21 protein-coding genes and 1 pseudogene are annotated in these 25,573 nt (G+C 72.7%); 6 read left to right on the plus strand and 16 right to left on the minus strand.

Features of this window, described 5'->3' with window-relative positions; genetic code table 11:
- Positions 1 to 116: 116 nt before the first annotated feature.
- Positions 117 to 2,840: an AMP-binding protein gene (locus tag ACFYV5_RS30615; protein ID WP_389173709.1), complete on the minus strand. Its 2,724-nt coding sequence runs from the start codon at positions 2,838 to 2,840 to the stop codon at positions 117 to 119.
- Between the two features lie 244 nt (positions 2,841 to 3,084).
- On the opposite strand from ACFYV5_RS30615, the gene ACFYV5_RS30620 reads away from it, so the two are divergent.
- The 3 genes from ACFYV5_RS30620 to ACFYV5_RS30630 are packed head-to-tail and all read left to right on the plus strand — an operon-like array spanning position 3,085 to position 6,856.
- Positions 3,085 to 4,104: an iron ABC transporter substrate-binding protein gene (locus ACFYV5_RS30620; protein ID WP_389173711.1), complete on the plus strand. Its 1,020-nt coding sequence runs from the start codon at positions 3,085 to 3,087 to the stop codon at positions 4,102 to 4,104.
- Between the two features lie 5 nt (positions 4,105 to 4,109).
- On the plus strand, positions 4,110 to 5,825 hold the full coding sequence (locus ACFYV5_RS30625; protein ID WP_389173713.1) for an ABC transporter permease: 1,716 nt from the start codon (positions 4,110 to 4,112) through the stop codon (positions 5,823 to 5,825).
- On the plus strand, positions 5,822 to 6,856 hold the full coding sequence (locus tag ACFYV5_RS30630) for an ABC transporter ATP-binding protein (RefSeq protein WP_389173715.1): 1,035 nt from the start codon (positions 5,822 to 5,824) through the stop codon (positions 6,854 to 6,856). Before ACFYV5_RS30625 ends, ACFYV5_RS30630 begins: the two co-directional genes overlap by 4 nt.
- Positions 6,857 to 6,933: 77 nt before the next feature.
- Here the strand turns inward: ACFYV5_RS30630 and ACFYV5_RS30635 are convergent, their stop codons facing one another.
- The 8 genes from ACFYV5_RS30635 to ACFYV5_RS30670 all read right to left on the minus strand — a co-directional run bounded on the left by ACFYV5_RS30635 (position 6,934) and on the right by ACFYV5_RS30670 (position 15,269).
- Entirely contained in the window at positions 6,934 to 8,070 is a 1,137-nt protein-coding gene (locus ACFYV5_RS30635; RefSeq protein ID WP_389173717.1) for a PP2C family protein-serine/threonine phosphatase, read from the minus strand.
- Positions 8,071 to 8,396: 326 nt separating this feature from the next.
- Positions 8,397 to 9,302, minus strand: a complete 906-nt coding sequence (locus ACFYV5_RS30640) for an NAD-dependent epimerase/dehydratase family protein (protein ID WP_389173719.1) — start codon at positions 9,300 to 9,302, stop codon at positions 8,397 to 8,399.
- Positions 9,303 to 9,526: 224 nt separating this feature from the next.
- A complete protein-coding gene (locus tag ACFYV5_RS30645; RefSeq protein WP_355112847.1) occupies positions 9,527 to 10,678 on the minus strand; it encodes a cytochrome P450 in 1,152 nt (383 codons plus the stop codon).
- Positions 10,675 to 11,448, minus strand: coding sequence for a glycosyltransferase (locus ACFYV5_RS30650; protein ID WP_389173722.1), 774 nt, complete (start codon positions 11,446 to 11,448; stop codon positions 10,675 to 10,677). The genes ACFYV5_RS30645 and ACFYV5_RS30650 overlap by 4 nt, the downstream gene beginning before the upstream one ends.
- Entirely contained in the window at positions 11,445 to 12,944 is a 1,500-nt protein-coding gene (locus ACFYV5_RS30655) for a class I adenylate-forming enzyme family protein (RefSeq protein WP_389173724.1), read from the minus strand. The genes ACFYV5_RS30650 and ACFYV5_RS30655 overlap by 4 nt, the downstream gene beginning before the upstream one ends.
- Complete coding sequence (locus ACFYV5_RS30660; protein WP_355112853.1) at positions 12,944 to 13,684, minus strand: glycosyltransferase family A protein; 741 nt, start codon at positions 13,682 to 13,684, stop codon at positions 12,944 to 12,946. Before ACFYV5_RS30660 ends, ACFYV5_RS30655 begins: the two co-directional genes overlap by 1 nt.
- The gene (locus tag ACFYV5_RS30665; RefSeq protein WP_355112855.1) at positions 13,681 to 14,709 is read right to left on the minus strand and encodes a ketoacyl-ACP synthase III; all 1,029 of its coding nucleotides are present in this window, start codon (positions 14,707 to 14,709) and stop codon (positions 13,681 to 13,683) included. Before ACFYV5_RS30665 ends, ACFYV5_RS30660 begins: the two co-directional genes overlap by 4 nt.
- Positions 14,710 to 14,801: 92 nt before the next feature.
- Positions 14,802 to 15,269: a hypothetical protein gene (locus ACFYV5_RS30670; RefSeq protein ID WP_389173726.1), complete on the minus strand. Its 468-nt coding sequence runs from the start codon at positions 15,267 to 15,269 to the stop codon at positions 14,802 to 14,804.
- Between the two features lie 190 nt (positions 15,270 to 15,459).
- On the opposite strand from ACFYV5_RS30670, the gene ACFYV5_RS30675 reads away from it, so the two are divergent.
- Entirely contained in the window at positions 15,460 to 16,506 is a 1,047-nt protein-coding gene (locus ACFYV5_RS30675) for an enoyl-CoA hydratase/isomerase family protein (protein ID WP_389173728.1), read from the plus strand.
- A gap of 112 nt (positions 16,507 to 16,618) precedes the next feature.
- Positions 16,619 to 17,134 carry an FxLYD domain-containing protein gene (locus ACFYV5_RS30680; RefSeq protein ID WP_389173730.1) on the plus strand — a complete coding sequence of 172 codons (516 nt, stop codon included), beginning with the start codon at positions 16,619 to 16,621 and terminating at the stop codon, positions 17,132 to 17,134.
- Between the two features lie 109 nt (positions 17,135 to 17,243).
- On the opposite strand, the gene ACFYV5_RS30685 is transcribed toward ACFYV5_RS30680, so the two are convergent.
- Together ACFYV5_RS30685 and ACFYV5_RS30690 are read right to left on the minus strand one after the other, a co-directional pair.
- Positions 17,244 to 19,286 carry a CocE/NonD family hydrolase gene (locus tag ACFYV5_RS30685; protein ID WP_389173732.1) on the minus strand — a complete coding sequence of 681 codons (2,043 nt, stop codon included), beginning with the start codon at positions 19,284 to 19,286 and terminating at the stop codon, positions 17,244 to 17,246.
- A gap of 31 nt (positions 19,287 to 19,317) precedes the next feature.
- Positions 19,318 to 20,628, minus strand: coding sequence for an acetyl-CoA carboxylase biotin carboxylase subunit family protein (locus ACFYV5_RS30690; protein WP_389173734.1), 1,311 nt, complete (start codon positions 20,626 to 20,628; stop codon positions 19,318 to 19,320).
- 376 nt (positions 20,629 to 21,004) lie between these two features.
- Between ACFYV5_RS30690 and ACFYV5_RS30695 the strand changes: the two genes are divergently transcribed.
- Positions 21,005 to 21,898: a DUF817 domain-containing protein gene (locus tag ACFYV5_RS30695; protein WP_389173736.1), complete on the plus strand. Its 894-nt coding sequence runs from the start codon at positions 21,005 to 21,007 to the stop codon at positions 21,896 to 21,898.
- A 217-nt stretch (positions 21,899 to 22,115) separates the two neighbouring features.
- Here the strand turns inward: ACFYV5_RS30695 and ACFYV5_RS30700 are convergent, their stop codons facing one another.
- The 5 genes and pseudogenes from ACFYV5_RS30700 to ACFYV5_RS30720 form a co-directional block, all read right to left on the minus strand.
- Positions 22,116 to 22,604, minus strand: coding sequence for a hypothetical protein (locus ACFYV5_RS30700; RefSeq protein ID WP_389174006.1), 489 nt, complete (start codon positions 22,602 to 22,604; stop codon positions 22,116 to 22,118).
- A 118-nt stretch (positions 22,605 to 22,722) separates the two neighbouring features.
- Positions 22,723 to 23,151 (minus strand): hypothetical protein, encoded by a 429-nt coding sequence (locus ACFYV5_RS30705; RefSeq protein ID WP_389173738.1) that lies wholly within the window; start codon positions 23,149 to 23,151, stop codon positions 22,723 to 22,725.
- A 62-nt stretch (positions 23,152 to 23,213) separates the two neighbouring features.
- The gene (locus tag ACFYV5_RS30710) at positions 23,214 to 23,591 is read right to left on the minus strand and encodes a transposase (protein WP_389174009.1); all 378 of its coding nucleotides are present in this window, start codon (positions 23,589 to 23,591) and stop codon (positions 23,214 to 23,216) included.
- A 40-nt stretch (positions 23,592 to 23,631) separates the two neighbouring features.
- Complete coding sequence (locus ACFYV5_RS30715; RefSeq protein WP_389173740.1) at positions 23,632 to 23,991, minus strand: transposase; 360 nt, start codon at positions 23,989 to 23,991, stop codon at positions 23,632 to 23,634.
- 51 nt (positions 23,992 to 24,042) lie between these two features.
- Positions 24,043 to 25,476, minus strand: a pseudogene (locus tag ACFYV5_RS30720) (NF041680 family putative transposase).
- Positions 25,477 to 25,573: the final 97 nt, after the last annotated feature.

Consider the following 25,573-nt stretch of genomic DNA (forward strand, 5'->3'; position numbering starts at 1 on the left):
CCCGGCGCGGCTGCTGCTGCCTCGCGCATGCCCGGAGCGCGGCGAACCATGCGGAGGCCGTCTGCGACGCGGGGCCGGGGTGGACGCGGGGCCGTCGGCGACGCGGGGCCGGGGTGTCAGGCCACCGGCTGCGCCGAGAGCGACCGGAAGGCCGGCAGCCGGCGCGTCACCCGCGAGGCCGCCGCGGCGAAGGCGATGCCGAAGAGGAGGGAGGCGGGCAGGGCGAGGAGCGGTGATCCCTCCAGGAGCGGGAAGACCTGCCAGTGGGTGACGTAGATGTAGAGGGAGCTGCCGGCCAGCAGCCCCGCGAGGCGGTTGAGCACGCCGAGGCTGGGCAGCTTCCGCACCCAGATCAGCAGCACCAGGCCGCCGACGACGACCGCCTCGCGGGCGGGCTGGTCGAAGAGGCCGGGGACGGTGGCGAGGGTGAGCGCGGTGACCACGAGTCGCTGGGTCGGGCCGGTGGCCCGAGCGGCCGCCCAGCCCAGGGCGAAGAGCCAGCAGACCGTGGCGGCGAGGGGCACGTGCCCCCCGGCGTCGAGGCCGAACAGGTCGTAGCGGCCGGCGAGCGCCACGCAGGCGAGGGCCAGCGGGAACGCGAACGGGAAGCGCCGCTCGGCACGGTCGGCGCGGGGGAGCGCCAGCAAGGCGGTGACCAGGAGCAGGATGTACACCAGCGACTCGACGAACCAGAAACCGTCGTTCGGGCCGAGCAGACTGGTGAGCAGGAACACCGTGCGCACCCCGTAGTCGCCCGTGACCAGCATCATCAGGGCGAGCCAGGCCGAGCAGGGCAGCACGATGCGGAGCAGGCTCCGTCCGATGCCCCGCAGCCGGTCCACGCGGTCCGCCGGGGTGAGGTGGAAGCGGGCGAAGTTGTATCCGGCGACGCCGAGGAGCACATGGGCGCCGCCCTTCACCGTGAAGAGCTCGATGTGCGAACCGACGATCAGCACGATGGCGACCGCGCGCAGCGCTATCCCGGTCTCCACGGTCCGTATCCGGGTACGCAGCCAGAAGCCGCTGCCCGACGAGGCGGCGGGCTCCCCGGCGTCCCGCCCGGGCCCTGCCGCGGCGGCGTGGCGCAGCTCGCGCAGCGGAAGGAGGTGCCAGTCGTCGGGGAGCGAGCCGAGCGCCTCCTCCAGATGGAGGGACATCTCGACATAGCTGAGCGAGTCGCCGCCGAGGCCGACGAAGCTGCTGTCCGGCGACACGTCGTCCCGGTCGAGGATCGTCGCGTACAGGCGCACCAGGTCGCCGTGCGACGCGCCGTCCGCCGTCACAGGGGAGCCGTCCCTCGATACCGACGCGCCACCCTTGCCGGCCGGCGCGCCGTCCTCGCTCGTCGGTGCGGCGCCTCCCGTCAGCGGCGAAGCGCCTCCGGTCACCGGCGTGCGGTCGAGCGTGCGGAGTGCCGTGCGCACCGATCCGTAATCGATCTTTCCCGTGGTGAGCCGGGGCAGCTCCGGCAGTACGCCGACCCGTACGGCGCGGGCCGGCAGCCCGCAGAGTCCGGTGACCCGGCGCCGGACCGGCGCCGGGAGGAGCGTCCCGGTGTCGCCCTCCACGGCGACGAGCAGCTCGTCGTCGCCGCCCACACAGGCCGCCGCGATCCCTTCCGCGCCGAGCACGGCCTCGACCTGCTGCGGATCGATGCGCAGGCCCAGGATCTTCGCGAACCGGCTGCTGCGCCCGATCACCTCGTACAGTCCGTCGGCGGCCAGCCGGGCCACATCACCCGTCGGCAGCTCGTCCAGCGTGCGGCCGAGACCGAGGTCCCGCGGGCTCTCGGCGTAGCCGAGCATCACGTTGGGGCCGGAGTAGAGAAGCTCGCCGGTGTCCTCGCCGGGCCACTCGGCCAGCGGCCGCAGCCGGAAGGAGCCGCCTGGGACGGGAACGCCCACCGCGTCGGGCCGGCTCTCGGCGAGCGCCGGCGGCAGATAGGCCATGCGCGCGGTCGCCTCCGTCTGCCCGTACATGACGAAGAGGTCCCACCCCCGGACACGCCCCAGCGCCGCGTAGCGCGCGACCCGGTCGGGGGCCAGCCGGCCGCCCGCCTGGGTCACGTACCGGAGTTGGGGCAGGTCCATCGAGGCGAAGCCGATGCGGTCCAGCAGGTCGAAGGTGTACGGGACGCCGGCGAAGGTGGTCGCGCGGGCGGCCGTGAACCGTTCCCAGAAGCAGGAGTCCGACACGGACAGGTCGGTGAGGAGCAGCCCGGCGCCGCGCAGCAGGTGGCTGTGCACGACGGACAGGCCGTAGCAGTAGTGCAGCGGCAGGGTGGTCGCGGCGACGTCGGTGGTCCGGATGCCGAGGTACTGGGCTATCGACTCCGCGTTGGACTGCAGGTTGTCGTGCGACAGACGGACGAGCTTGGGCGAGCCGGTGGAGCCGGAGGTGCTCAGGAGCAGCGCCAGATCGGGGTGGAGGTCGTGTGCCGTCCCGTCCCGGCGTTCGTCGAGGACCCAGCCGGGGCCGGTGACACCGTCCCCGGGGCGGGTGACGTCGTCACCCGGGCGGGCGACGACATCGGGGTCGTAGGCATCGACGAGCGAGCGTACGGCGTCGGGATGGTCGCCGGGCACGAGGAGCAGCGGGTGGCCCGAGGACAGCGCGGCCAGGTGGACGACGAGGGCGTCGAGGGTATTGGCGGCGACGAGGAGGACCAGGCGGCGGACCGGGCCGAGGCGTTCGGCGACGGACTCGACGCGGGCCGCGAGCTCGCGGTAGGACACCGCCCCGTCGGCCGTGAGAACCGCGGTGCGGTCGCCATGGCTCGCGAGGCCGGTGGCGAACGGGACGGTCCGAAGGCGGGAGGTCAGGGGTGGTGGTGCTGTCACGGACGCATCGTAGGCAAGGCTTACCTCATTGCCCAGTCACAGAAACATCACAGGTGATCCACAGCGTGCACACACGTGTCACCCTGCCCCAGGGGCCTCAGGGGCAGGTCCGGCCGCCCGTGTCGCGTACCCGACATCGCGACCGACCCACTTGACCTTTAGGTTAGCTTTACCTTATTCCTAAGGCGTTCCGTAGATCCCAGGCCTCCGCGGTCCTCCGCGGCACCGCTAGGAAGGCACCTCGATGCGACGCCCCCTGATCCGACGTCTGACGGCGCTCGCCGCGGCCGCACTGCTCGTCCCCACGCTCGCGAGCTGCGGCAGCGACGAGGACGACGCCGGGCTCATCATCTACTCCGGGCGCAACGAGAACCTCGTCAAGCCGCTCCTCGACGAGCTGGAGAAAGCGGTCGGCACCAGCGTCGCCGTCCGCTACGGCGACAGCGCCGAACTCTCCGCGCAGATCCTCGAGGAGGGCGACAAGACCAAGGCCGGGCTCTTCTTCTCGCAGGACGCCGGAGCGCTCGGCGCCCTCTCCTCCCAGGGCCGGCTGCGGAAGCTCCCCGACGCCACGCTGAACCAGGTCGACCCCGCCTTCCGCGGCGGCGCCGGTGACTGGGTGGGCACCTCGGGCCGCGTCCGCGTCCTCGCGTACGACCCGAAGCAGGTCACCAAGGCGCCCGACAGCGTGCACGAGCTGGTGAAGCCGGAGTGGAAGGGCAAGATCGGCTTCGTCCCGACCAACGCCTCGTTCCAGTCGTTCGTCACCGGCATGCGCGTCCTGGAGGGCGACGACGCCACCCGCACCTGGCTCAAGGGCCTCAAGGCCAACGAGCCCAAGGCGTACGAGAACAACCTCAAGGTGATGGACGCCGTCGGCGCCGGCGAGGTCTCCCTCGGCCTGGTCAACCACTACTACTGGTACGAGCAGGTCGCCGAGAAGGGCGAGGACAAGGTCGGCGCGAAGATCCACTTCCTGCCCGGCGGAGACCCCGGCGCGCTCGTCAACACCGCGGGCGTCGGCATCGTCAAGGGCGGCAAGGGCGCCGACATCGCCCAGAAGGCCGTGGACTTCCTGCTGTCCAAGAAGGCGCAGACCTACTTCGCGGACGAGACGAAGGAGTACCCGCTCGCCGCCGGTGTCACCACCACGACCAAGGGCCTGCCGCCGCTGAAGTCCCTGGACGCCCCGAAGATCGACCTCGGCAAGCTCGAATCGCTTCAGGAGACCCTGAAGATGCTGCAGGACGTCGGGCTGGTCTGAGAGGCATGAGACCCGTTTCCCCGAAGGGACGGCAGGCCGACGGCACGGGCACGACGGCCTCGGACGGCACGACGACCTCGGACGGCGTGACCCCGGGCGCGGCGCCGGACGACACCGCCACGCCGTCCGGCGATGCCGCCCCGGCCGCGCCGGCGCCTGGCGGTGCGCCTCCCGCCCGCCGCACACCCGGCGGGCGGCCCCGCGCGCCGCGCCCCGCCCGCCGCCCCCCGGCCGTGCTCGTCGTCCCGGCCGCCGTCGCCGCCCTCCTCGCGCTGCTCCCGCTCGGCTATCTCGCGGTCCGCGCCCTGGAGAAGGGGCCCGGCCACGCCTGGGGCGTCGTCGTCGGCGAGCGCAGCGCCGAACTCCTCGGCCGCAGCCTCTCCCTCGCCGCGTTCGTCGTCGCCGCCTGCCTCCTGCTCGGGATCTCGCTGGCCTGGCTGACCGTCCGTACGGCGCTGCCCGGCGCCCGCGCCTGGTCCGTCCTGGTGACCCTGCCGCTCGCCGTGCCCAGCTACGTCGCGGCGTTCACCTGGCTCTCCGCGTTCCCGCGGCTCGTCGGATTCTGGGGCGCCGCGCTCACCCTGACCCTGGTCAGCTTCCCGTACGTCTACCTGCCCGTCACCGCGGCCCTGCGCGGCACCGACCCCGCACAGGAGGAGGTGGCGCGCTCGCTCGGACTCGGCCCGCTGCGCACCTTCCTCCGGGTCACCCTGCCGCAGCTGCGGCACGCCGCGGCGGGCGGCGCGGTGCTCGTCGCGCTGTACGTGTTCTCCGACTTCGGAGCCGTGTCCCTGATGCGGTACGACACCTTCACCCGCGGCATCTACACCTCCTACCGGGCCAGCTTCGACCGCACGCCGGCCGCCGCGCTCAGCGTCGTCCTCGTCGTGATGACCGTCGCCCTCGTATGGGCCGAGGGCCGCACGCGCGGACGCGCGGGGCAGGCCAGGACCGGCACGGGCACGGCACGCCCCGCCGTACCGGTGCCGCTCGGCCGCTGGAAGGCGCCCGCCCTCCTCTGGTGCGGCGCCGTCGTCGCCGTCGCCGTGGCCGCCCCGCTGTCCACCCTCGGCTACTGGCTGGCCGTGGGCAGCTCCGCCACCTGGGACCCGGCCGCACTCGCCGACATCGCCGGCACCACCCTCGGCGTCGCCGCCGCCGGCGCGGCGCTGACCACCCTGCTCGCCCTGCCCGTCGGCGTCATCGCCGCCCGCCACACGGGCCGACTCGCCCGGCTCCTCGAGCACTCCGCGTACGCCGGACACGCCCTGCCGGGCATCACGGTCGCGCTCTCGCTGGTCTTCTTCGCCGTGCGGTACGCCGAGCCGGTCTACCAGGAGATCCCGCTGCTGGTCTGCGCGTACGCCGTGCTCTTCCTGCCCGTCGCCGTGGCGGCGACCCGCGCCGCCGTCCTCCAGGCCCCGCCCGTCCTGGAGGACGTCGCCCGCTCGCTCGGCCGCTCCCCGCTGCGGGTGCTGCGTGACGTGACCGTCCCGCTGGCCGCGCCCGGTGTCGCCGCCGGCGCCGCGCTCACCTTCGTGGTCTGCATGAAGGAACTGCCGGCGACCCTGCTGCTTCGCCCCACCGGCATGGACACCCTCGCCACCCGGCTCTGGACCGAGACCGGTTCCGGCTCGTTCGCCGCGGCCGCCCCCTACGCCGCCACGCTGATCCTGCTCGCCGCCGTCCCCTCGTACCTCCTCGGGAGACACCGCACATGACCGACCTGCAGATCTCCGGGGTGTCCAAGGCATACGGCTCCGGCGCCACCGTCCTCGACGGACTCGACCTCACCGTGCCCGGCGGCTCGTTCACCGCCCTGCTCGGCCCGTCCGGCTGCGGCAAGACCACCCTGCTGCGGATCATCGCCGGGTTCCTGCGCGCCGACGCGGGCACCGTGACGGTCGGCGGGCGCACCCTGACCGGACCCGGCACCCATGTGCCGCCGGAGAGCCGCCGGATCGGCATCGTCCCCCAGGAAGGCGCCCTCTTCCCGCACCTGAGCGTCGCCCGCAACGTCGCCTTCGGCCTCTCCGGCACCGACCGCGCGGCCCGCCGCCGCCGTACCGAGGAGATGCTGGAACTGGTCGGCCTCGGCGGCTACGGCGACCGGATGCCGCACGAGCTGTCCGGCGGCCAGCAGCAGCGCGTGGCACTGGCCCGGGCCGTCGCCCCGGCACCCGACCTGGTGCTCCTCGACGAGCCGTTCAACGCACTCGACAGCGCCCTGCGCGCCGGTGTCCGCGCGGACGTCCGGAGCGCCCTGCGCGCCACCGGGGCCACCGCGCTGCTCGTCACCCACGACCAGCAGGAGGCCCTCTCCACCGCCGACCTGGTCGCGGTGGTGCGGGACGGCCGCGTGGCCCAGTGCGCCACCCCGCAGGAGCTCTACCAGGACCCCGCCGACCCGTGGGTGGCCGGCTTCGTCGGTGACGCCGTTCTCCTCCCCGCGACGGCCGCCGACGGAGCCGCCGACACCGCCCTCGGCCGCCTCTTCCTGACCGGCGCGAAAGCCCCCGCCCGGGGAACGGTCCTGCTGCGCCCCGAACAACTGCGCCTGGTCGAGGCGGAGTCCGCGCCCGCGCACGGCACGGTGACCGAGGTCCGCTACTACGGCCACGACGCCATGGTCAGCGTCGCCGTGGACGGCCTCGAGACCCCCGTCGACGTCCGCGTGACGGGCACGGCCGGCGTGCGCCCCGGCGACCGAACGGGCATCGCGGTGACGGGCACGGCGACGCTGCATCCGTGAACGACACGCTGCGTCCGTGAACGACACGCTGCATCCGCGAGCGACGCCGCGTCCGTGAACCTGGCGGCGCGCGGGGGTCACGGCTCCGGCGCCAGCCGTTCGACCGCGACGAGCGCCGCGTCGTCGCCGAGACGCCCGCCCGCGTGGGCGTGGAGGTCGTCCCGCAGGTGGCCGAGCAGAGTGGGCGGGTCGTCTCCCACCCATGCCGGGAGCCGCTCGGCGAGGGGATAGAAGACCCCATCGTGATCACGGGCCTCCACCACCCCGTCGGTGTAGAGCAGCAGGACGTCCCCGACGTCGAAGGGGAAGGACTCCACGACGACCTCGGGGGAGTGGACGTCCGCGAGTCCCAGCGGCGGGCTCGATTCGCCCGTGTCGAGGGCGCTGACCCGCCCCTGCCTCAGGAGCAGCGGCGGCGGATGCCCGCAGTTGGCCAGCCGGACCACCGGCTCGTCGTCGGGGATGTCCAGCACCAGGGCCGTGACGAACGCCTCCTGCGTCGTGTCGGGGCCCCCGGGACCGTCGCCCTCCTTCATGGGCTCGTCCTCCTCCGCCGAACCGACACCGGCCTCCAGCTGCCCGATCAGCTCGGGCAGTTCCGTCCGCCGGCCGGCGGCGACGCGGAAGGCGCCCAGCACGAGCGAGGCCTCGCTGATCGCGTCGAGCCCCTTGCCGCGGGCGTCCCCGATCAGCAGCCTCGTCCCCGACTCCGTACGGGCGGCCGCGTAGAGGTCGCCGCCCATCTGCGCCTCCTCCTCCGCCGCCAGATAGACCGAGGCGATCCGCAGCGGGCCCGACCGGTGGGGGAGCGGCCGCAGGACCACGCTCTGCGCGGCCTCCGCGATGGAGCGCAGCCGCGTCACCTTCTGCTCGTGCCGCTCGCGCAGAAGCGCGAAGAACGTGACGATGACCGAGATGAGGATCAGCGCGACGATCTGATACGTGTGGTTGAGGTCGGTCAGGCGCGTGCGCACCACCGCCACCACGGCCTGCGCGAGGACCGCGACCGCGCCCACGAAGGCCGTCATCCGGGGGCCGGCGAACGAGGCCGTCACCGCGGGCGCGGCGATGAGGAACGGACCGAGGTGGACCTCCGGCGGCGACAGGATGTCGACCACGGTGACCGCCGCGATCAGCGCGAAGGGAGCGGCGAGAAGGAGCCGCCCACCGCGCCGGGAGAGGCGGGGCGCGATGCCTCGCGGCCGGGGGTCCATGGGAAAGGCATACCTCAGGTGGTGGGGCATGTCCTGTTGCCGGAAATCCGGGCGCGGCGCGTCGTTACGGCTCCACTCTCCGTGACGGGTCGTCGATCCCGGCCGGCTGTCGAGTCCGGTAGCGATCGGATGGCGGCCGCCTCGGGGATGCGCCGCGGCGGTGAGCGTCAGGCCGTGCCGATCGTCATGCGGTGGCAGGGGAACCGCACCCGGCCCACCCGTTCCGCGAAGACGACGTGGTCGGCGCCGAGCCGTTCGCGCGGCCGCGGCCGAGCGGTATGGCCCGTGGCCCGTGGCTCGTGGCCCGGCGAACGGCGATCAGCCGGTCAGGCCGGGGCGGCGGTGTAGTCGGCCAGGGTGCGTTTGGCCCGCCAGCCCTGGCCCTCGGCCCGGGACACGTCGAGGACGACGGTGTGGGCCAGCTGGTCCACGGCGTACCGGGTCAGCGGAGGCTCCGCGTGCGGCCGAAGACGGGACAGCGACTCCGCGGCGACGGCCGCGGCGCGCGCCACGGGCAGGGGAAGCCGGCCGATCCGCGCCCGGACGCCATGGGCGCGCAGCACCGCCCGGATCGCCTCGTCGCGGCGGTACGGCACCGGGTCGGCGATGTTGTACGCGCCCGCGCGCCAATCCGCCGCGGAGAGGCACGCGTCGGCGAGGTTCTCGACGGCCGTCAGCGACAGGAGCACGTCGCGGCCGGGCAGGAGCAGCAGACCGGCCCTCACGCGGGCGAGCAGCCGCGGTACGAGATGGGGGTCGCCGGGACCGTAGACCGCGCGCGGGCGGAGCACGACCGCGCCGGCCGCCAGCGCGAGCGCCTCGCCGGCCGCCTTCGTCCGGCCGTAGGCGTTCAGCTGCCCGCGGACGGGGTGGTCCTCCGTGATCCGGGCCCGGTCGGGCCCGGGGGCGTACACGCTGGCGCTGCTCACCCAGACGACGGGCCGGCCGGCGGCCGCCTCCAGGAGGCGGGCGGTGCCGTCGACGTTCACGGCACGCATCGTGGCCTCGGCGGGTGAGCCGGGCAGAGGGTCGCCCACGGCGGCCGCGCAGTGCACGACGAGGTCGGCGCCGGCCAGGTCGGGAGGGCCGCTCTCGGCGTCCCACGCCACGTGCCGGCCGACGGGCCCCGGCCGGCGCCCCACGCACAGGACGTCGGCGCCACGGGCGGCGGCGAGGGAGGCGACGTGCGAACCGCAGAAGCCGCTCGCTCCGGTGACGGCGATCCTGGTCATGTGCGCTGCTCCGTGCGGGCAAGGGTGTTCATGGGGTTCATGGGCGCTGCTTCGTGCGGGCAGAAGCCGTGACCGCGCCGTTCTGGCGGGCAGAAGTCGTGGCGCGTGCTTCCGCCCCCCCCACGGGCAGGAGCGCGGTCATCGTCTTCCCCCGGCGCGCTGCTCCGTGCGCGAAGGAGTGGCCACACACGCTCCCTACGGACAGGAGGGGCCACGCGCGCTCCCTACGGACAGGAGCCGTCATCGTCGTTCCTCCCGGCCGGAGGGCCGGTGGTCGCGCGGACGGTCAGCAGGCGCCAGCCGGGCAGCGCCGCCCGTCGGTCCACCCGGGCGCGCACCACGGTCGGCCGGTACGGGGCCAGCGTGGCGAGGACGTCGTCCAGCTGCGCACGGGCCAGCCGCGCGCCCGGGCAGGCGTGCGGGCCGGCGCCGAAGACGAGTTGGGCGACGGCGGGCGGGGCCGGGCGCCGGGCGTCCGGCGGATCGCGGTGCGCTCCCACGGCGTTCCGCGCCACCAGCACCAGCCGGTCCCCGGCCCGCACCGGACACCCGTCGAGCTCGGCGTCCGCCGCTGCCACGCGCGGCAGCAGCGGTGACGGGGCGACGACCCGGAGGAGCTCGGTCACCAGCGCCGCCCGCAGCCGTTCGTCCCCGGCCTCCTCCCACAGCCCGCCGTCGGCGCACCACGCGACCGCGCGCGGCACTGCGGCCACGGTCGTGTTGACGGCGGCCACGGCGAGCATGGCCCGCAGCCCGGCGTCGCCCCCGCCTCCGCCCCCGAGCAGGGCCTCCAGACGGGCCGTCGCCTCGGCCGCCGCCCGCGCGGCCCCCGGCGACCGAGGGCCGGGCAGGTGGTCCCGTACGGCGGCCGACGCCGCGTCCGCGGCCGCCTCGGCCAGCGCCGACGGGTCGGCGCCGGTGTCCAGCAGGGCGCACACCGTCGTCCCGGCCAGTTCGCGTGCCAGCGCGACCAGGTCGACCGTGCGACCGGCACCGAGCGGGGCGAGCCGGCGGGACAGGACCTCCTGCCAGACCGGGCGCAGCCGCGCCACACCGTCCGCGCCCAGATCCCCGGCCACGGCCCGCCGGGTGTCCCGGTGGCCCGCGCCCTCCTGGTCGAACAGCAGCCCGCCGCCGGACAGTTCACGGGCCGCGCCGCCCGTGGTGCCGGCGGCCGCGCGGTCCAGCGGGATGCGGGTGAGAGCCTGACGGTACGGCTCGGCGCCGCTCACGAGGACGGCCCGGCCGATCCGTACCACGGGCCTCCGCCGGACCGCCGCGAGCAGGGCGAACAGCAGAGGGTGGGAGCGCGTGTACACCCGCCGGTCGCGGCGGCGCGCCGCGCGCGGGGCGGACGACGTCGGGATGCCGCTCACCGGACGTGCACCTCCCGCGGGTCGGCGGGGAGGTAGCGGCGGTCCCAGCACCACAGCAGGGTGCGACGGGCACCCCACGCCCGCAGCCTGCGCAGACTGGCGCGTACGACCATCCGCTCGGCCCGCCTGATCCGGTCGCTGTGCTCACGCGCCCGGTTGAGCAGCACGACGTCCTCCGGCGGCCCCTCCAGCGGGACCCTCGGCGCGCCGCCGCACCGTACGTACAGATCGGCGGTGACGGCGATGTTGTGGCCGTGACACAGGACGTACGGGGTGCGGTAGCGCGGATGCCGGTGCTCCGTGCGCAGGCGCCCGTACAGCGCCGTCACCCGGACCACCGCCGGCAGCACGTACCGCTCCGCGACGGACGGGGACTCGTCGAGGCGCGGCAGGCTGCGTCCGCACGCCATCTCCGCGCCCCCGGCGAACGCCGCCTTCGCGGCGGCGATCCAGTCGGGCGCGGGCAGACAGTCGGCGTCCGTACGCACCAACAGCGCGGCCCCCCGGTCGATGGCGTACCGGAAACCGGTGTCGGCGGCGGCCCCCGCGCCCGGTTCGCGCTCCTCGACGAGATGGACCGGGAACGGCGCGTCGGCGGCGAACCGCCGCACGATGCCGGGCGTCCCGTCCGTGGAGGCGTTGTCCACGACGACCAGCGTGAACCCGGTGTCGGACTGCGCCGCGAGGGCGTCGAGCGTCGCGCCGAGCGAGGCCTCCTCGTCGAAGGCGGGCACCACCGCCCACAGCGCCGCCTCCGCGAGCGCCGTCATCGGACCGTTCCTCTCGTGCGTCGTGCCGCATCCCTCGTGCGGGCGGCGGCCAGCCTCGCCGTCGCCGCGCGATCGGGCTTCGACGAGCGGCCGGACAGCGGGATGTCGGCGAGCAGCAGCGCGTCCGGGCGCGCGGCGCCCATCCGCTCCAGCGGCGCCGCCAGCGCGGCGCGCACCCGCCCGTGGTCCGCCTCCCGGCGAGGCTGGACCACGGCGACGAGACGCTCGTCCCCGTCCCCGGCCGGCACGCCCACCAGCACGGCCAGTTCGACCCCGGGCACGTGCAGCGCGGGCTCGTAGAGCCCCGGGTAGATGTTCTCCGCCCGCCGCAGGACCATGTCCTTGCAGCGGCCCTCCAGCACGATCCGGCCGTCCGCGTCGAACCGCGCCCGGTCGCCGGTGCCGACCCAGGGCGCCGGGTCCTCGCCGAGGTAGCGGTCCCGGGCCGCCGGGCCGGAGAGCACCAACTCCCCGGTCGCGTCGGTCTTGGCCTCCACCCCCGGCAGCGGCGCGCCCACCAGATCGCCCTCGCCGCCGAAGGCGGCCTTGTCGGCCTGCTCGACGGCCGCCGCGGGGAACAGCTCCGTGAGCGCGTACACCCCCCACGCCTCGTCCGCTCCCGCGGCCTTCACGCGGGTGAGCAGATCGGCGCTCGCCGGGGCCGAGCCGGTCCACACGCGGCCGGTGAACCGAGCCTCCTCGGCCAGCGCCGCTCGCAGTTGAGGGGGCGTCAGATAGGTGGCCTGCGGCGCCAGTCGGCGCAGCTGCCGGGCCAGGACGCGCGGCGAGCGGGCGGGGAGCGCGACCGGCGCACCGCTCGCGAGGGACGGTACGAGGACGAAGAACGTACCGCCGAGGACCGGGCGGCCGGGCTCCGGCCGTACGAGGCCGGTCACCGTGGCCATGCCGGCGGCGAGCGAGGAACGGGTGTGGACCACCGCGCGGGGCCGCGAGGTGGTGCCCGAGGTGAAGACGATCACCGCGTCGCCGTCCTCGTCCACCGGACGCGGCAGGACCGCCGTACCGACGCCGGTGTCCAGCGCGGGGGCGCAGCCCGGCAGCCTCCGGCCGACCGTGGCCACCGGGCCCAGCTCGGCGAGGTCCGGCAGGGCGAGACGGGCCCGGCGGGCGAGCGGCCGGGCCCAGCCGGCGACCGCCTGGGCCGTCGCGTCGGCCAGGACGACGTCCGGCCGGGCGAGCGCCAGCCGGGCGCGCAGGACGTCCGGGCCCGCGGCCGGATCGAGTACCGCGGCGCGGAGCCCCAGCCGGTGCACCGCGAGCATCACGGCCAGCGCGCGTGGCCCGGGCCGTACCGCGACACCGACCGTGCCGCCGCGCGGGACTCCGCGCGCGTGCAGGGCGGCGGCGTACCTGTCGGCGAGATCGGCGAGCTCCCCGCAGGTGGCCTTGGTGCGGACGGCGCCGGTGCGTGTGGTGCCGAGGACGGCGGGACGGTCCGGGTGCGATCGCAAGGTGTGGGCGAGAGCGTCGAGCATCAGCGCGGGTCCTCCCCGTGACGCCCCGGGCCCTTGTCGAGGTACCAGCGGGCGGTTCCGACGATTCCGTAGGCGCGCAGGCGCCGGGTGGAGTTCTCCACGACCATGTCGCGGGCGTGGACGATGGCGGTGGTGTGCCGCCGTACCCGGTTCAGGAAGAGCCGGTCGGTGGGCGAGGGGCGGCGGGGCATCCCGCCGACGGCCTCGTACAGCCGCGCGGTGACGGCCATGTTGTTGCCGGCGTGCATCCGGTACGGAGCCAGGTAGCCGTGCCGGCGGCGGTGGGCCGGGCGTATCCGGCCGAAGAACGCGGCGACGCGCACAAGCGTACGGAACAGGGCGCGGCCCAGTGGCCCGTGCTCGTCCCGGCGGGCGTCGATGCGCCCGCAGACCAGACCGGCGCCGCTCCCCAGCGCGGCCCGGGCCGCCGCCGTCCAGCCGGGGTGCGGCAGACAGTCGGCGTCGGTGCGGGCGAGCAGCGTGGCCCCGCGCCCGATCGCGTACCGGAACCCGGTGTCGACGGCGCAGCCCACGCCCTTGTCCTGCTCGTCGAGGACGTGCACGGGGAACGGCGCCCGCTCCGCGAACGCGCGGGCGATCGCGGCGGTGTCGTCCGCGGAGGCGTTGTCCACCACGACCAGCTCGAAGTCCCGGTCCGTCTGCGCGGCGAGCGCCTCCAGGGTGTCACCGACGCGTGCGGCCTCCTGATGGGCGGGCACCACCACCCACAGCGCGCTCATGCCTTCTCCCAGACCATCGTCATGATGCTGACGCCACCGCCGAGACCGACGAACAGGACTCGGTCTCCCGGGCGCAACCCGTCGTGGACCCGGTCGAGCTGCACGCCCAGACTCGCGCTGGCGACGTTCCCGAGCTCGGGGACGGTGACCACGAGCCGGTCCCGGGGAACGCCGGTGATCTCCACGAACCGCTCCAGGTACGGGACGGTGACCTGATGGACCAGGACGTACCGGAAGTGCCGCCACTCCAGCCCCGTACGGTGCCGTACCCGGTCGATCACCGAGGCACCGACCTTCTCGAACACCTCGCGCAGCTCGCTGCCGTCGCCGCGGAAGTAGGTGTGCTCGTCCCCGCGCGGATGCCGTGAACCGCCGCCGAATATCCCGCCGACCCCCCAGTGCTCGGAGTGGGTCTCGCTGTCCACGTCGACGATCCCGCCGCGGTCCACCGCTTCGAGGACCACCGCCGCGCCCGCGTCGCCGAAGGTGTAGCCGGCGAAGCCGTCGCGGAACTGGGCCAGGTCGGCCGGGTCGTGCCGGACGGCCCGGCTCGGCGTCTCACCGGTGACGACGAGGGCCCGCCGGGCGCGCCCCGCCAGGATCATGGTGCGGGCGAGGTCGATGCCGTTGACGAAGCTGTTGCAGGCGTTGGTCACGTCCAGGGCGTGCGCCCGGGAACCGAGCTCGGCCTGCACGATGTGCGCGGTGGCCGGCTCCACCATGTCGCGCGTGGCGGAGGCGAACACCAGCAGGTCGACGTCCGCCGGCCCGATCCCCGCCCGCTCCAGCGCCCGGTGGGCGGCCCCCACCGCGAGGGTGGACGCGTACTCGTCCGGCCGGGCCACCCGACGCGTGACGATCCCGGTGGCCCGCTCGAACACTCCGGCGGGCAGCGCGAACCCGCTGCCCGCGGCCACCCGTCGCCGCAGCTGCTCCGAGTCCACGACCTGCTCGGGGAGGAAGGCGCCGACCCCGGTGATCCCGACGCGGAGGGAGCCGTCGGCGACGGCATGATGACTGTTCATGGCCGGGAGGCTACGAGCCGGCGAGGGCGGGTGGCCTGAGTGCCCGTACTCAACTCCTCTGGGGGAAAGTTCCTGTTCCCCGGCGGGGCGACTCATCCCTGGACGGGCATGAAGCCGCCGCGGGCGACACCGCCGGTCAGCAGGGCGTCCCAGTCGAGCGACTGCGGCAGCTCGGGGAGATCGGCCAGTTCAGGCAATTCAGGCCGCTCCGGCAGTTCGGGCAGCTCAGGCAGCTCAGGCAGCTCGGGCAGCTCAGGCAGCGAGAGCACGACCGCCCCGCCCGCCCGTTCGACGTCCTCGCACCAGCCCACCATGCCGTCCGGGCTCCCGGAGCCGCCGAACACCGGGGCCATGAGGGCGGGGATCACGCACCCGGCGTCACCCGGCCCGTCCACCACGCACAGCGTGAGCCGAGGCACGACGCTCCAGCCCGCGCACGCCGCCACCGTTCCACCGGGCGCGTCCACGGCGGGCAGGTCCGCGTGGACGGGCGCGCCGCCGAGGAGCAGTACGGGCGTGGAACCGGGCATGAACAGGGTGTTCTCGGGAGGCATGAGCATGGCAGCAACTGTTCCACAGGCGTTCCTCCCGCCGGCGACCGGGGAGCGTGGGGGAGTGATCGATGATCGCCTGTCGTCAGGGAGGCCTCACCGGATACGGTGGCCGGAAGATCGCCCTGGAGGGAAGTGACGGGATCATGCGACTCAGCGAGGCCCCCGACGGGGCCACCGGCCCGGCGGAGCCCCTGCGATGACCGCGACCGACAGTCCGCACGTCCTGGTGCACACCGAAGGGCGGGCCGGGTTCATCACTCTGAACCGGCCGAAGGCCATCAACGCGCTCACCCACGCCATGGTGCGCCGTATCGACGAGGCCCTGACCGCGTGGGAGGACGATCCGGCGATCGGAACCGTCGTCATCGAGGGCGCCGGAGAGCGCGGGCTGTGCGCCGGCGGCGACATCCGCGCGATCCACGACGACGCCCGCTCCGGCGGCCGCGCCTCCGTCGGCTTCTGGCGCGACGAATACCGGCTCAACGCCCGCATCGCCCGCTACCCCAAGCCCTATGTGGCGTTCATGGACGGCATCGTGATGGGCGGCGGTGTCGGCGTCTCGGCCCACGGCTCCGTCCGCGTCGTCACCGAACGCTCCCGTGTGGCGATGCCCGAGACGGGCATCGGCTTTGTGCCCGACGTCGGCGGTACGTATCTGCTCGGCCGGGCGCCCGGCGAACTGGGCACCCATCTCGCCCTGACCGGCGCCCAGGCCGGCGCCGCCGACGCGCTGCTCACCGGGCTCGCCGACCACTTCGTACCGTCGTACGACCTGCCCCGGCTCGCCGAGGAACTCACCCGGGTCCCCGCCCACGAGGCCGTCGCCCGGTTCTCCCGGCCGGCCCCGCCCGGCGAGCTGGCCGACCGACGCGCCTGGATCGACGCCTGCTACGCGGCGGAGACGGTGGAGACCGTCGTCGACCGGCTGACCGACTCCGGGGTGCCCGAGGCCAAGGAGGCGGCCACCATTCTCCTGAGCCGCTCGCCCGTCGCCCTCAAGGTCACCCTGGCGGCGATCCGCCGCGCCCGGCGCCTCGACTCCCTGGAATCCGTCCTGGACATGGAGTTCCGGCTCTCCTGCGCAGCTCTGTCCTCCGCGGACCTCGTCGAGGGCATCCGCGCGCAGGTCGTCGACAAGGACCGCGACCCGCGCTGGTCCCCACCCACGCTGGCCGAGGTGACGGACGACGCCGTGGCCCGCTACTTCGCCCCGGCGGGCGCCCCGGAGCCGTTCTCGGCGTGACCGCGCGGGGCGGGGACGTCCGGTGGCCTGTCCGCGCGGAGGCTCTGTCACGTCCTGGACCGTCCGGAGCAGTCGGGATGCGCCCGGCCGGACCTGGGCGGACGCTGTACGCATGTCTCATCAGGAGCCGCAGCCCGGCTGGGGCGCGCCGACGCCCGGGCAGGCAGGTGGATCCCTCCCTCCCCGTAAGCGCAATACGGGCAGGATCATCGGCTTTTCGTGCCTGGGCGTGATCGCTCTGGTGGTGGTGCTGACCGTTGCCGTCCTGGCCATCGGCGGAGACGGGGATGACGCGCCGGAGCGCAGGACCCCGTCAAGCCCGGCGGGGGAGAGACCGCAGGAGGAGAGCGGGGCCCGCGGTGACGTGAGGATCACGGCATGCGAGGTGGATCCCCAGACGAAGTGGCCGAGCGCCGAGTTGCTGGTCACGAACCGCTCCAGCAAGTCCAGCGACTACCTCGTGCATGTCGAGTTCGTCGACGCGTCCGGCAAGCGGTTGAGTGAGGCGTATACGTCGACGAACGACGTGGCGCCCGAGCAGCGGTCGAAGGTGACGGCGCAGTCGCTGGATCAGGTCACGGCCAAGGTCACGTGCCGGATCGTCGACGTCACTCGGCGCGCGTCCTGACGGTGCGAGGCGTGGTGTCGGGTGCGGCGGCCCCCTGACCGAGAAGCCGGCGTGGCCGAGCCGCCGGCGCCCGGCCACCCAGCCGCGGGGGCATGCGACCCCGACCTCCCTACAGACAGTCCCTGGGCAGCGTCTCGTTCCAGGTGCGGGAGAACACCCGGCGCTCGCCCTCGTAGCCGTCGAGAGTCGCGTCCACGAAGAACTCGGTCTCGCTGCACGTCAGTTGCGTCCGGGTCTCCACGCGCACATCCCAGTCGTCCCGTCGGAAACGCATCGTCCACGCCGATTCGCCCCCCACGGAGGTGAAGTCGTCGGCCGTGGCGGTGTAGCGCTCGTACGCCCGGCAGCCGACATCGAGCCCGATGTCGTCGATGCGTACGGTGCCCCGGTCCTTGACGATCTCCAGGGCCCACGCGTAATCGACCAGATCACGCGTGACCTCCCAGCGCTGCTGCGGAGCGGTCAGCGAGGTGGTCGCGAGGGGCCGCGTGCCCTCCGGCTCCTCGAAGGGGCGCTGCGGAACCTCGTCCGGCTCCCCGGCCGGGCGCACCGGCAGCGTGAGCGTGCTGGTCCGCTCATGGACGCTCAGCATGACAGGACGCGGCGGCGGCCACGCCAGCGGCCAGTACGAGGTGGACAGCGACAGCCGGATGCGATGGCCGGTCGGGAAGACCTGGGCCACGCCGTTGAGTTCGACCCGCACCCGGTACCGGCGGCCCGGCTCAACGGGTTCCGGCTCACCCGTGCCGCTGCGGTGGGCCAGATTCAGCAGCCCGTACGTCACACGTGTCGCCCGGCCGTCCGGTGCGACGTCGGAGAGGCGGACCGCGACGGTGGCCACGGGTTCGCTGACGGACACGTCGAGCTCGACCGTCGGCGAGCCGAGGATCTCGACGGGCTCGCTCAGCGGGTCGGTCTCGAAGACGAGCGAGCCGCCGTCCTCCTCGCGCTGGTCGTACGGCAGGTCCGGCGGGGCGTTGTACGAAGCCCACTTGCCCGCGTACTGGCCGACGGACAGCGGTGACTGCACGGTCATCGCGTCGCCCCGGCCGTCGCCCTCAGCCGGCACCGCATCCTCCGGCATCACGATGCGATGGCGCAGCAACGGATGGGTGACCGGTTTTATGTGCGGCGAGGGCCAGTCCGGCTCGCCGACCCAGCGGCCGGGCCGTTCCTCGTACGAGGTCGACGGCGGCACGCTGTCCTGCATCCACGCCCGCAGCATGGGTCCGTCCATGACGCCGTTGTCCACGCCCTTGAGCCAGTGGTCCCACCAGCGCACCACCTCCTGCAGGTAGCCGATGGCGGGCCCCGGTTCGCCCAGGTGCGGCAACTTGTGCGACCAGGGACCGATCAGACCCTTGCGCGGCACGTCCAGATGGGACAACAGCCGTGTCACGGCGTTGGAGTACCCGTCGGCCCAGCCGCTGGACGCCAGGACGGGACACTGCACGGCCGCGTAGTCCTCGCAGACCGAGGCGCGCCTCCAGTAATCGTCCCGCCGCTGGTGGCGGAGCCACTCCAGCACCCAGGGCCGGGTGTGCTCCAGGCGTTCGTGCCACATGTCGCGCCAGCGCTCGCCGACCACGGCGGGGTCCGGGGGGCAGGTGGCGTACGCGAACATGGTGCCCGCCTCGGCGAGGTTGTCCGACAACATGGTGCCGCCCATGTAGTGCATGTCGTCGGCGTAACGGTCGTCCGTGAAGGACGCGATGACGATCGCGCGCAGGTTCGGCGGCCGGCGGGCCGCCGTCTGGAGAGCGGCGAAAGCGCCCCAGGAAATGCCCATCATGCCGGTCGCGCCGTCGCACCAGGGCTGCTCGGCCAGCCAGGCGAGAACCTCCTCCGCGTCGGCCTGCTCCTGTTCCGTGTACTCGTCGGTCATCACCCCCTCGGACTCGCCGGTGCCCCGCAGATCCACCCGCACGCACGCGTAGCCGTGACCGGCGATGTACGGGTGGTGGATCGAGTCGCGGCGGGCGGTCAGGTCCCGCTTGCGGTACGGGATGTACTCCAGCACCGCCGGCACCGGCTCCTGGTCCGAGGAGACCGGGCGCCAGACGCGGGCCGACAGCCGAGTGCCGTCGGACATGGGGACGACGACGTGTTCCTCTTCCTTGGTCGCACAGGGGAGATTGCCGACATAACGCATGGACCGGTTCGCTCCTTCCCTCAGAGGTGCTTCAGGCGTTCTTCGTGTCTCGGCCACCGGGTGTGGTCTCGTCGAACGCGAGGCCGAGTGCCGCCACACAGCGGTCGTACTTCGCCCGCAGGTCCTCCTCGCTGTCCCCGCCGGTGAAGATGTGGGCCAGTTCGTAGCTGTAGCTGTCCTGCTGCGGGGTCCGCGACAGACGCTGCCCCTCCTCGGGCACCACATCGATCCGTACGCCGGGGATCTCGCGCTCGATCCGGTCGAGGTCCTCGCGCGTGGGCACCTGATGCACCACGCCGTCGGCGAACCACCGGTGATACCACTTGGCCGCCATCTTGTACGGGCCGGCCCGGTACGGCAGGGACGGATCCCTGCCCAGGGCCAGGCTGACCATGCAGTGGTGGTTCGGTACGCCATCGACGTACTCGAACAGCTCGGCGTGCGACTGGGAGTGCCGGGGGTTGATCTCCAGCAGATTGATCGCGTCGGCCTGCGGATCGTAGAAGTACTCGATGCTGAACGTCGCCGAATCCATGCCGATCTGCCGCATGACGCGTGCCGAGACGTCGTGCAGCCGCCGGACCACCGGCTCGGGCAGGGCGGACGGGTACTGGTGGCGCAGGAAGCTCGACGAGTCCGGGTAGTTGATGGAGTCGAGGACGCCGTACACGGTGACCTCGCCGCCGTGGACATAGCCCTCCACGGCGACCTGGACGCCGGAGAGCGACTCCTCGGCGAGGCAGACCTGCCCACCGACGCCGGCCATCTCGGCGGGCAGATCGAGCCGGTCGAGGACGTACTCGAAGGGCCGGCCCACCCGGCCGACTCCCTTGCGGATCTCCTCCACCGCCTCGCGGAACTCCTGCTCGTCCTTCACCCCGAAGGCCAGCTCGGAGGAGTACGACAGGGCGGGCTTGACCCACAGGGGAAAGCTCATGCCCTCGGGCGGACGCGGGACGTCCGCCTCCAGATCCACCCGGCCGAACCGCGGATGCTCGTCGACGACCTTCTGCTGCTCCAGACGGCTCCAGTACTTGTGCTCGCACTTGACGACCGACTCCAGGCTCGTGCTGCGCGTTCCGTAGCGCTCACCGAGCATCGGCACGAGCGTGCTGACCGGGAAATCCCAGTAACCGACGATGGCGTCGATGCTGCCGTCGAAGGAGTCCAGGATGCTCTCCGCCTTCTCCTTCAGCTCGGCCACGGACACCTCGCCGTGCTGGAGCTCCTCCACGGTCAGCAGCGGGTGGAACACGTACGCGTCGGCGTGGGGCACATTGCGCAGGGTGGGCAGATTCGCCTCGTCCAGTCCGAGCACGAATATGTTCTTGCGTTCGGTCACAGGCTCTCTCCGGTGGTGAGGTACGCGGGATCGTCCTGGACGCCTTCCTCGACAGACTGATCTCACACATCGGAGATCCGGCAAGACCCGTGACCCGTGACCCGGGACCGGGGCCGCCCGCACCACCGCTGCGCCGAGGTCCCTCCGCCGCGACAGGTGCGGCCCCCGGTCCACCGTCTCTCCCCGCATACGGCGGTTCAGGGGAGCCGTGGTTCAGGGGAGCGTGGCTTACCTCGGTGCCGCCCGGCCGCCGGCGAAGGATCGCGGGCGGCAGTGTCCTGGCCCCGCTTGGGGGCGGAGCACCCATCGAGCCGGCGCACGCAGTGGTGGGCCCTCGGCGGGAACCAGCGGCAGCCGGTCGGCAGTCTGCTCGGGCATGACCTTCGAGCGGATCGTCCACGGCTGTGCCCAGTTCTGGCGCTTCGGGCTTGACCAGGTGCGGGCCGTCGCCTTCGCCGTCGCGCTGGTCGGCGGCATCGGTGCCTCGCGGCTGCTGCCCGCCGATCTTCCGGTCGCGCGGTACGACCTGCTCCTGGTCTTCGGCGTGGTGCTGACGATCCTGGCACGCAAGCTCGGCTGGGACGGCCCCCGGGACACCGCCGTGATCCTGGGCTGCCATCTCGTGGGGCTGCTGTTCGAGCTGGTCAAGGTACGGATGGGCTCATGGAGCTATCCGGAGGATGCCGTGTTCAAGGTCGCGGGCGTTCCGCTCTACGGCGGGTTCCTCTACAGCGCCGTCGGCAGCTACTGCTGCCGCGCCTGGAAGATCATGGATCTGTCGCTGTCCGGTTACCGGCCGCGGACGATGGCCGTACTCGCGGCCGCCGTGTACCTGAACTTCTTCACGCACCACTGGCTGCCGGACATCCGGATCCCGCTCGCCCTTGTGCTGCTCGCCGCCATGCGCGGCACGTGGGTGCACTTCACGGTGGGCACTGCCCGCTACCGCCTTCCGCTGGCGCTTGCTTTCACCCTGATCGGCTTCTTCCTCTGGATCGCGGAGAACGCGGCCACCTACGCCGGTGCGTGGAGCTACCCCCACCAACTCGACGGCTGGCAAGCGGTCCCATTGGCCAAGTTCGGCGCCTGGGCACTGCTGATCAGCGTCACCTTCGTGCTGGTCGCCCGTACGCGGGACGCCTCGGTGACAGGCGGTCGAGCGACATCGGATCCGGACATGGGGCCCGGCACGGTGGGCGTGGCGGAGAAGTCCGCGCTCGCCGGAGTGTCGTCGCACCCGACGAGGGGTGCCGGAAAGCCGTGGAGGTAGCGCCCGGTGGGCTGAGGCTCGAAGGGGTCCCCGGCCCCGGCAATGGCCCCAGTAGCTTTCCACCGACATCGAAAGGATGGCGCCGCGCCCCGTTCCGCGCCGCGTGTGTGGGCCCGCCTCTGCCTCGGAGCCGCTGGTTCGCGGCATCCCACCGATCCGCTCACACCGCCGACCACGTCACCGCCGCCCGGCAGGGTGCACGGCGACAAGGGCCGCCTCATCCGTGCGGACGCACGGAAACCGGTCGGTGGGAGGCTGCTCCCACGGTGCGCGCCCAGACCCGCATGAGCACCACCTCTGGCTCGACCGAGTTCTGCTCCGTGTGGTTTCGCACGTCTTCCAGGCTCGACCAGCCCATGGCGCCCGGCTCACCCTCGGCCAGGAATCCCTCGATGACTGTCCCGAGGTCGTCGGAAAGTACGTAGGCGCCGCCGAACGGCAACGCATCCGCGGGCACCGATGCCGTCGAGCACCGGAGCTGACCGGCCTGCTCGTCATGCCACACGTAGAACGTCACGACTCCGGAAAAGCCCAGCTCGCTGATACGGACCTGGATGGCTGAGACAGTCCGCGCGAAAGCGGCCACCACCTCGGAGACGGACAACGACCTCCTGTCCTCGTCCTCCGCACTCAGCCACCAGGTGTTGGTCTCCCACTCCACCCGACGGTCAGCAGGCTCCAGTCTCGTTTCCTTTGGCAGTTCCATCGAGATCACGTACTGAACTGGTCTTCCTGGCGACGCTGCCGACATGCCATCGCCCGGGGCTGTCACCATCAGCGAAGAACCAGATCAGGGCGTGGTTGCTGCCGGCGTTGGCTCAGCCTTAGCTTTGAGCAGGGAGAAGAAGACGTGCCTCCCAAGCAGCCATCCGCTCCTTCGCGAACGCTCCGCTCCATGCGTAGTAGGTGACGGTGCCGCTCGCCACCTTCAGGACGTGGTCGGTGCGACGAAGAAGCGTGCGCCTGGATTTGATCACCGCATGACCCGACAGGACGTTGATGATGACCTGTCGAAGGCATGACGTGTCGATTTGATCGAAGTGCCATCCCTCGAGGATGAGGCGGACGGACGCATCGATTCGTTTGTCGTGCATGACGTCGAACTGCACGACCTCGCCGTCAAGCCTCATGACGCATTCGCTCATCCAGCCGCCACCGTCGAGCCCCCGCTCCTTGATCTCCGGCTCCGTGGCACCAAGAGCACTCACAGCTGCGGAGATCTCGGCTGCGACACTCAGCTTCTCCGGTTTCACTTGCGCCACCTCGCAGTCACCTCCCCATGGCCAGGTGGATCTTACGGCTCCTGGAAGCCGTTTCACCTGGTCAGTCGTCGGTAGTCGATGAGGCTGGTGGCGATGGCTGCGAAGCCGAGGAAGTGTTCTGGCTTGCCATCGTAGCGGCGGTCGAGCCGGCGGCAGCCGACGAGCCAGGACATGGTCCGCTCGATGACCCACCGGGAGCGTCCGAGCCGCTGTGAGGTCTCGATGCCACGGCGGGCGATCCGCGGTGCGATGCCGCGAGCCGCGAGAGTTGTCGCCGTGAAGCTTGTCGGGCCGTCTGCAGCGGGGCCGCGGCGGCTGCGGATCGGCGGTATCGACGCGACGAGCGGCTTCAGCGCGAGGCTGTCATGGGTGTGGGCCACGGAGATGGCGACTGCGACCGGAAGGCCGGACCGGTCGGTGACGAGATGGATCTTCGATCCGTTCTTGCCGCGGTCGGTCGGATTCGGACGGTCAGAAGCGCCCTTTGAGGGCCCGGACGCTCACCGAGTCGATGGCGAAGCGCGACCAGTCCAGCTTCCCCAGGGCGCCGAGTTCGTCCAGGATGACCCGGTGGAGCCGGGCCCAGACCCTGTCCTTGCTCCAGCGGGCGAAACGCCGGTAGACCGTCGGCCAGGCCGGCCCGAACAGCGGCGGCACCTGCCGCCACGTACGGCCCGACGTGGCCACGAACACGATCGCGGCCAGACACTCACGATCCCCGGCCCGACGACGACCGTCTCCCTGCGGCCGCACCACGACCGTTTCGGGCACCCCGCGCCGGAACAACTCCCACCACTCATCCGGCACCAGCCGCTCGACAAGAATCGTCATGCCCAGCACAACGAGCCAACCGCCAAAGGAAACAACGTCTTAGCTTGTTCTTTATGGTCTGGCCTGGTCGCGTTCGATGAGGGTCTCGGGTCGTTTCACGGTTTTGCCCACGTCGTAGCGGGTGGCGGGCCGCTGGTTCTTCGAGCCGACGGGCCTGCCGGGGCCGGGCCGGTTCGGTTTCGGCGCATGGGCCGGGCATGGCAGGTGAGCGCGGAGGTTCCGAAACCCGCGGCGGACCCGGGCCGGGGTGAGCCGGCCGGGTTCGGCGGGCTTCTCCCGAGGACGGCGGAGGTCTTCTGCCAGCGGAAGGGCCAGGCGGAGCTGGGTGTGGGCGGTGATGATCAGCCACGTCCAGCGGTCTGCCGCCTCGGGAGTGCGGAGGTTCAGCGGGTCCAGCCGAGGGTCTGCTTGATCATGCGTAAGGTGTGTTCCAGGTCGAATCTGCGGAGGAATGCTTGCCAGCGCAGGTCCACGTCGGCGCTGGTCATGCCGGTCTTTGAGGACCATAGCCAGACCGGCAGCGGATTTCCGCCGCCGGGCAGGTGGTCGACTTCCAGGGCGGATCAACGTGCCCTCGATGAGGGGAACGTCGCCGTCATGGTCGATCCAGGCGGAGCGATGGGTGAGGCGAGGGTGGAGGCGGTCCCAGGCCATCGTCTGCGCGGTGCCATAGCGGTCGGTGACCCGCACGGTCGCCACGTCTGGCTCGCCCCAGGTCTCCGGCTTGGCGGCGCGGAACTCCTTGCCGTGCTTCGGAGGGCGCCCACCCTGGGGCGGGCAGATCCATGGCCTGGGGACGGGCTTGCGCATCACCCGGTCCGACCGCAGCCGGCCCAGTACTTCGACCGGCAGATCCTGAAGTAGGTGGGCCATGCGAGGGGCGTCGTATCCGGCATCGAAGATGACCAGGATGCTCAGATCCCCAGCCTTCCACCGGCCGCCACGGACGAGGTCCTCGACGACGCGGCGGACCTGTACGGCGGCGACGTCGTCCTCGGGGCCGAGGCGGACGGCGTCCAGCAGCTGGCACCACGATGTCCGCCCGGCTTCGAGGACGGCGACGAACGAGTAAGGCCAGCCGGGAATCATCAGGTGCTGGTCCCGGCCACGGCCGAAGGTGTGGCAGAACAACCGTTCCGGGCTGCACTCGGCGTCCGGCCGCAGCCAGTTGCTCACGTCCACGGCCAGGACCAGCCGGCTGTCCGCCGCCCGCGGCTGCGGCAGCGCGGCGAGGGCTCGCCGCAGCCGGACCACGTCGATGCGGCCGTCGTTCAGCGCGGCGTACAGCGCGCCGTGTCCGCGTCGGTGCTCGGCCAGCAGCGTCAGGTCCACCGGCGTCCTCACCGGCCCGTCCGCGCACAACAACGCGTCCGTCAGTTCGAACAGTTCGTCACGGTGCGTGTGTAGGCAGGCATAGAAGGTGTCCCGGAAGTGTGACGCCACAGCGGATGGATCCCGCTGGGCATCGTGATGCAGCAAACTCATTCCCCCACGGCCTTCGTGCTGGTCAGGTGCCTCTTTGGTCGGAGCACAGGATCAGGCGAAGGCCGTGTTCACGTCCCCGGAATATCCGTACGGGTGA

It is taken from the genome of Streptomyces sp. NPDC003035, from assembly GCF_042888285.1.
Classification (GTDB): domain Bacteria; phylum Actinomycetota; class Actinomycetes; order Streptomycetales; family Streptomycetaceae; genus Streptomyces.

Coding starts and splice junctions, on each gene's coding strand:
- ACFYV5_RS30625 (WP_389173713.1), top strand. CDS start 4,110: ATGAGACCCGTTTCCCCGAAGGGACGGCAGGCCGACGGCACGGGCACG.
- ACFYV5_RS30675 (WP_389173728.1), top strand. CDS start 15,460: ATGACCGCGACCGACAGTCCGCACGTCCTGGTGCACACCGAAGGGCGG.
- ACFYV5_RS30635 (WP_389173717.1), bottom strand. CDS start 8,070: ATGGACCCCCGGCCGCGAGGCATCGCGCCCCGCCTCTCCCGGCGCGGT.
- ACFYV5_RS30685 (WP_389173732.1), bottom strand. CDS start 19,286: ATGCGTTATGTCGGCAATCTCCCCTGTGCGACCAAGGAAGAGGAACAC.
- ACFYV5_RS30620 (WP_389173711.1), top strand. CDS start 3,085: ATGCGACGCCCCCTGATCCGACGTCTGACGGCGCTCGCCGCGGCCGCA.
- ACFYV5_RS30695 (WP_389173736.1), top strand. CDS start 21,005: ATGACCTTCGAGCGGATCGTCCACGGCTGTGCCCAGTTCTGGCGCTTC.
- ACFYV5_RS30630 (WP_389173715.1), top strand. CDS start 5,822: ATGACCGACCTGCAGATCTCCGGGGTGTCCAAGGCATACGGCTCCGGC.
- ACFYV5_RS30665 (WP_355112855.1), bottom strand. CDS start 14,709: ATGAACAGTCATCATGCCGTCGCCGACGGCTCCCTCCGCGTCGGGATC.
- ACFYV5_RS30655 (WP_389173724.1), bottom strand. CDS start 12,944: ATGCTCGACGCTCTCGCCCACACCTTGCGATCGCACCCGGACCGTCCC.
- ACFYV5_RS30660 (WP_355112853.1), bottom strand. CDS start 13,684: ATGAGCGCGCTGTGGGTGGTGGTGCCCGCCCATCAGGAGGCCGCACGC.
- ACFYV5_RS30640 (WP_389173719.1), bottom strand. CDS start 9,302: ATGACCAGGATCGCCGTCACCGGAGCGAGCGGCTTCTGCGGTTCGCAC.
- ACFYV5_RS30680 (WP_389173730.1), top strand. CDS start 16,619: ATGTCTCATCAGGAGCCGCAGCCCGGCTGGGGCGCGCCGACGCCCGGG.
- ACFYV5_RS30700 (WP_389174006.1), bottom strand. CDS start 22,604: ATGGAACTGCCAAAGGAAACGAGACTGGAGCCTGCTGACCGTCGGGTG.
- ACFYV5_RS30715 (WP_389173740.1), bottom strand. CDS start 23,991: ATGACGATTCTTGTCGAGCGGCTGGTGCCGGATGAGTGGTGGGAGTTG.
- ACFYV5_RS30670 (WP_389173726.1), bottom strand. CDS start 15,269: ATGCTCATGCCTCCCGAGAACACCCTGTTCATGCCCGGTTCCACGCCC.
- ACFYV5_RS30650 (WP_389173722.1), bottom strand. CDS start 11,448: ATGACGGCGCTCGCGGAGGCGGCGCTGTGGGCGGTGGTGCCCGCCTTC.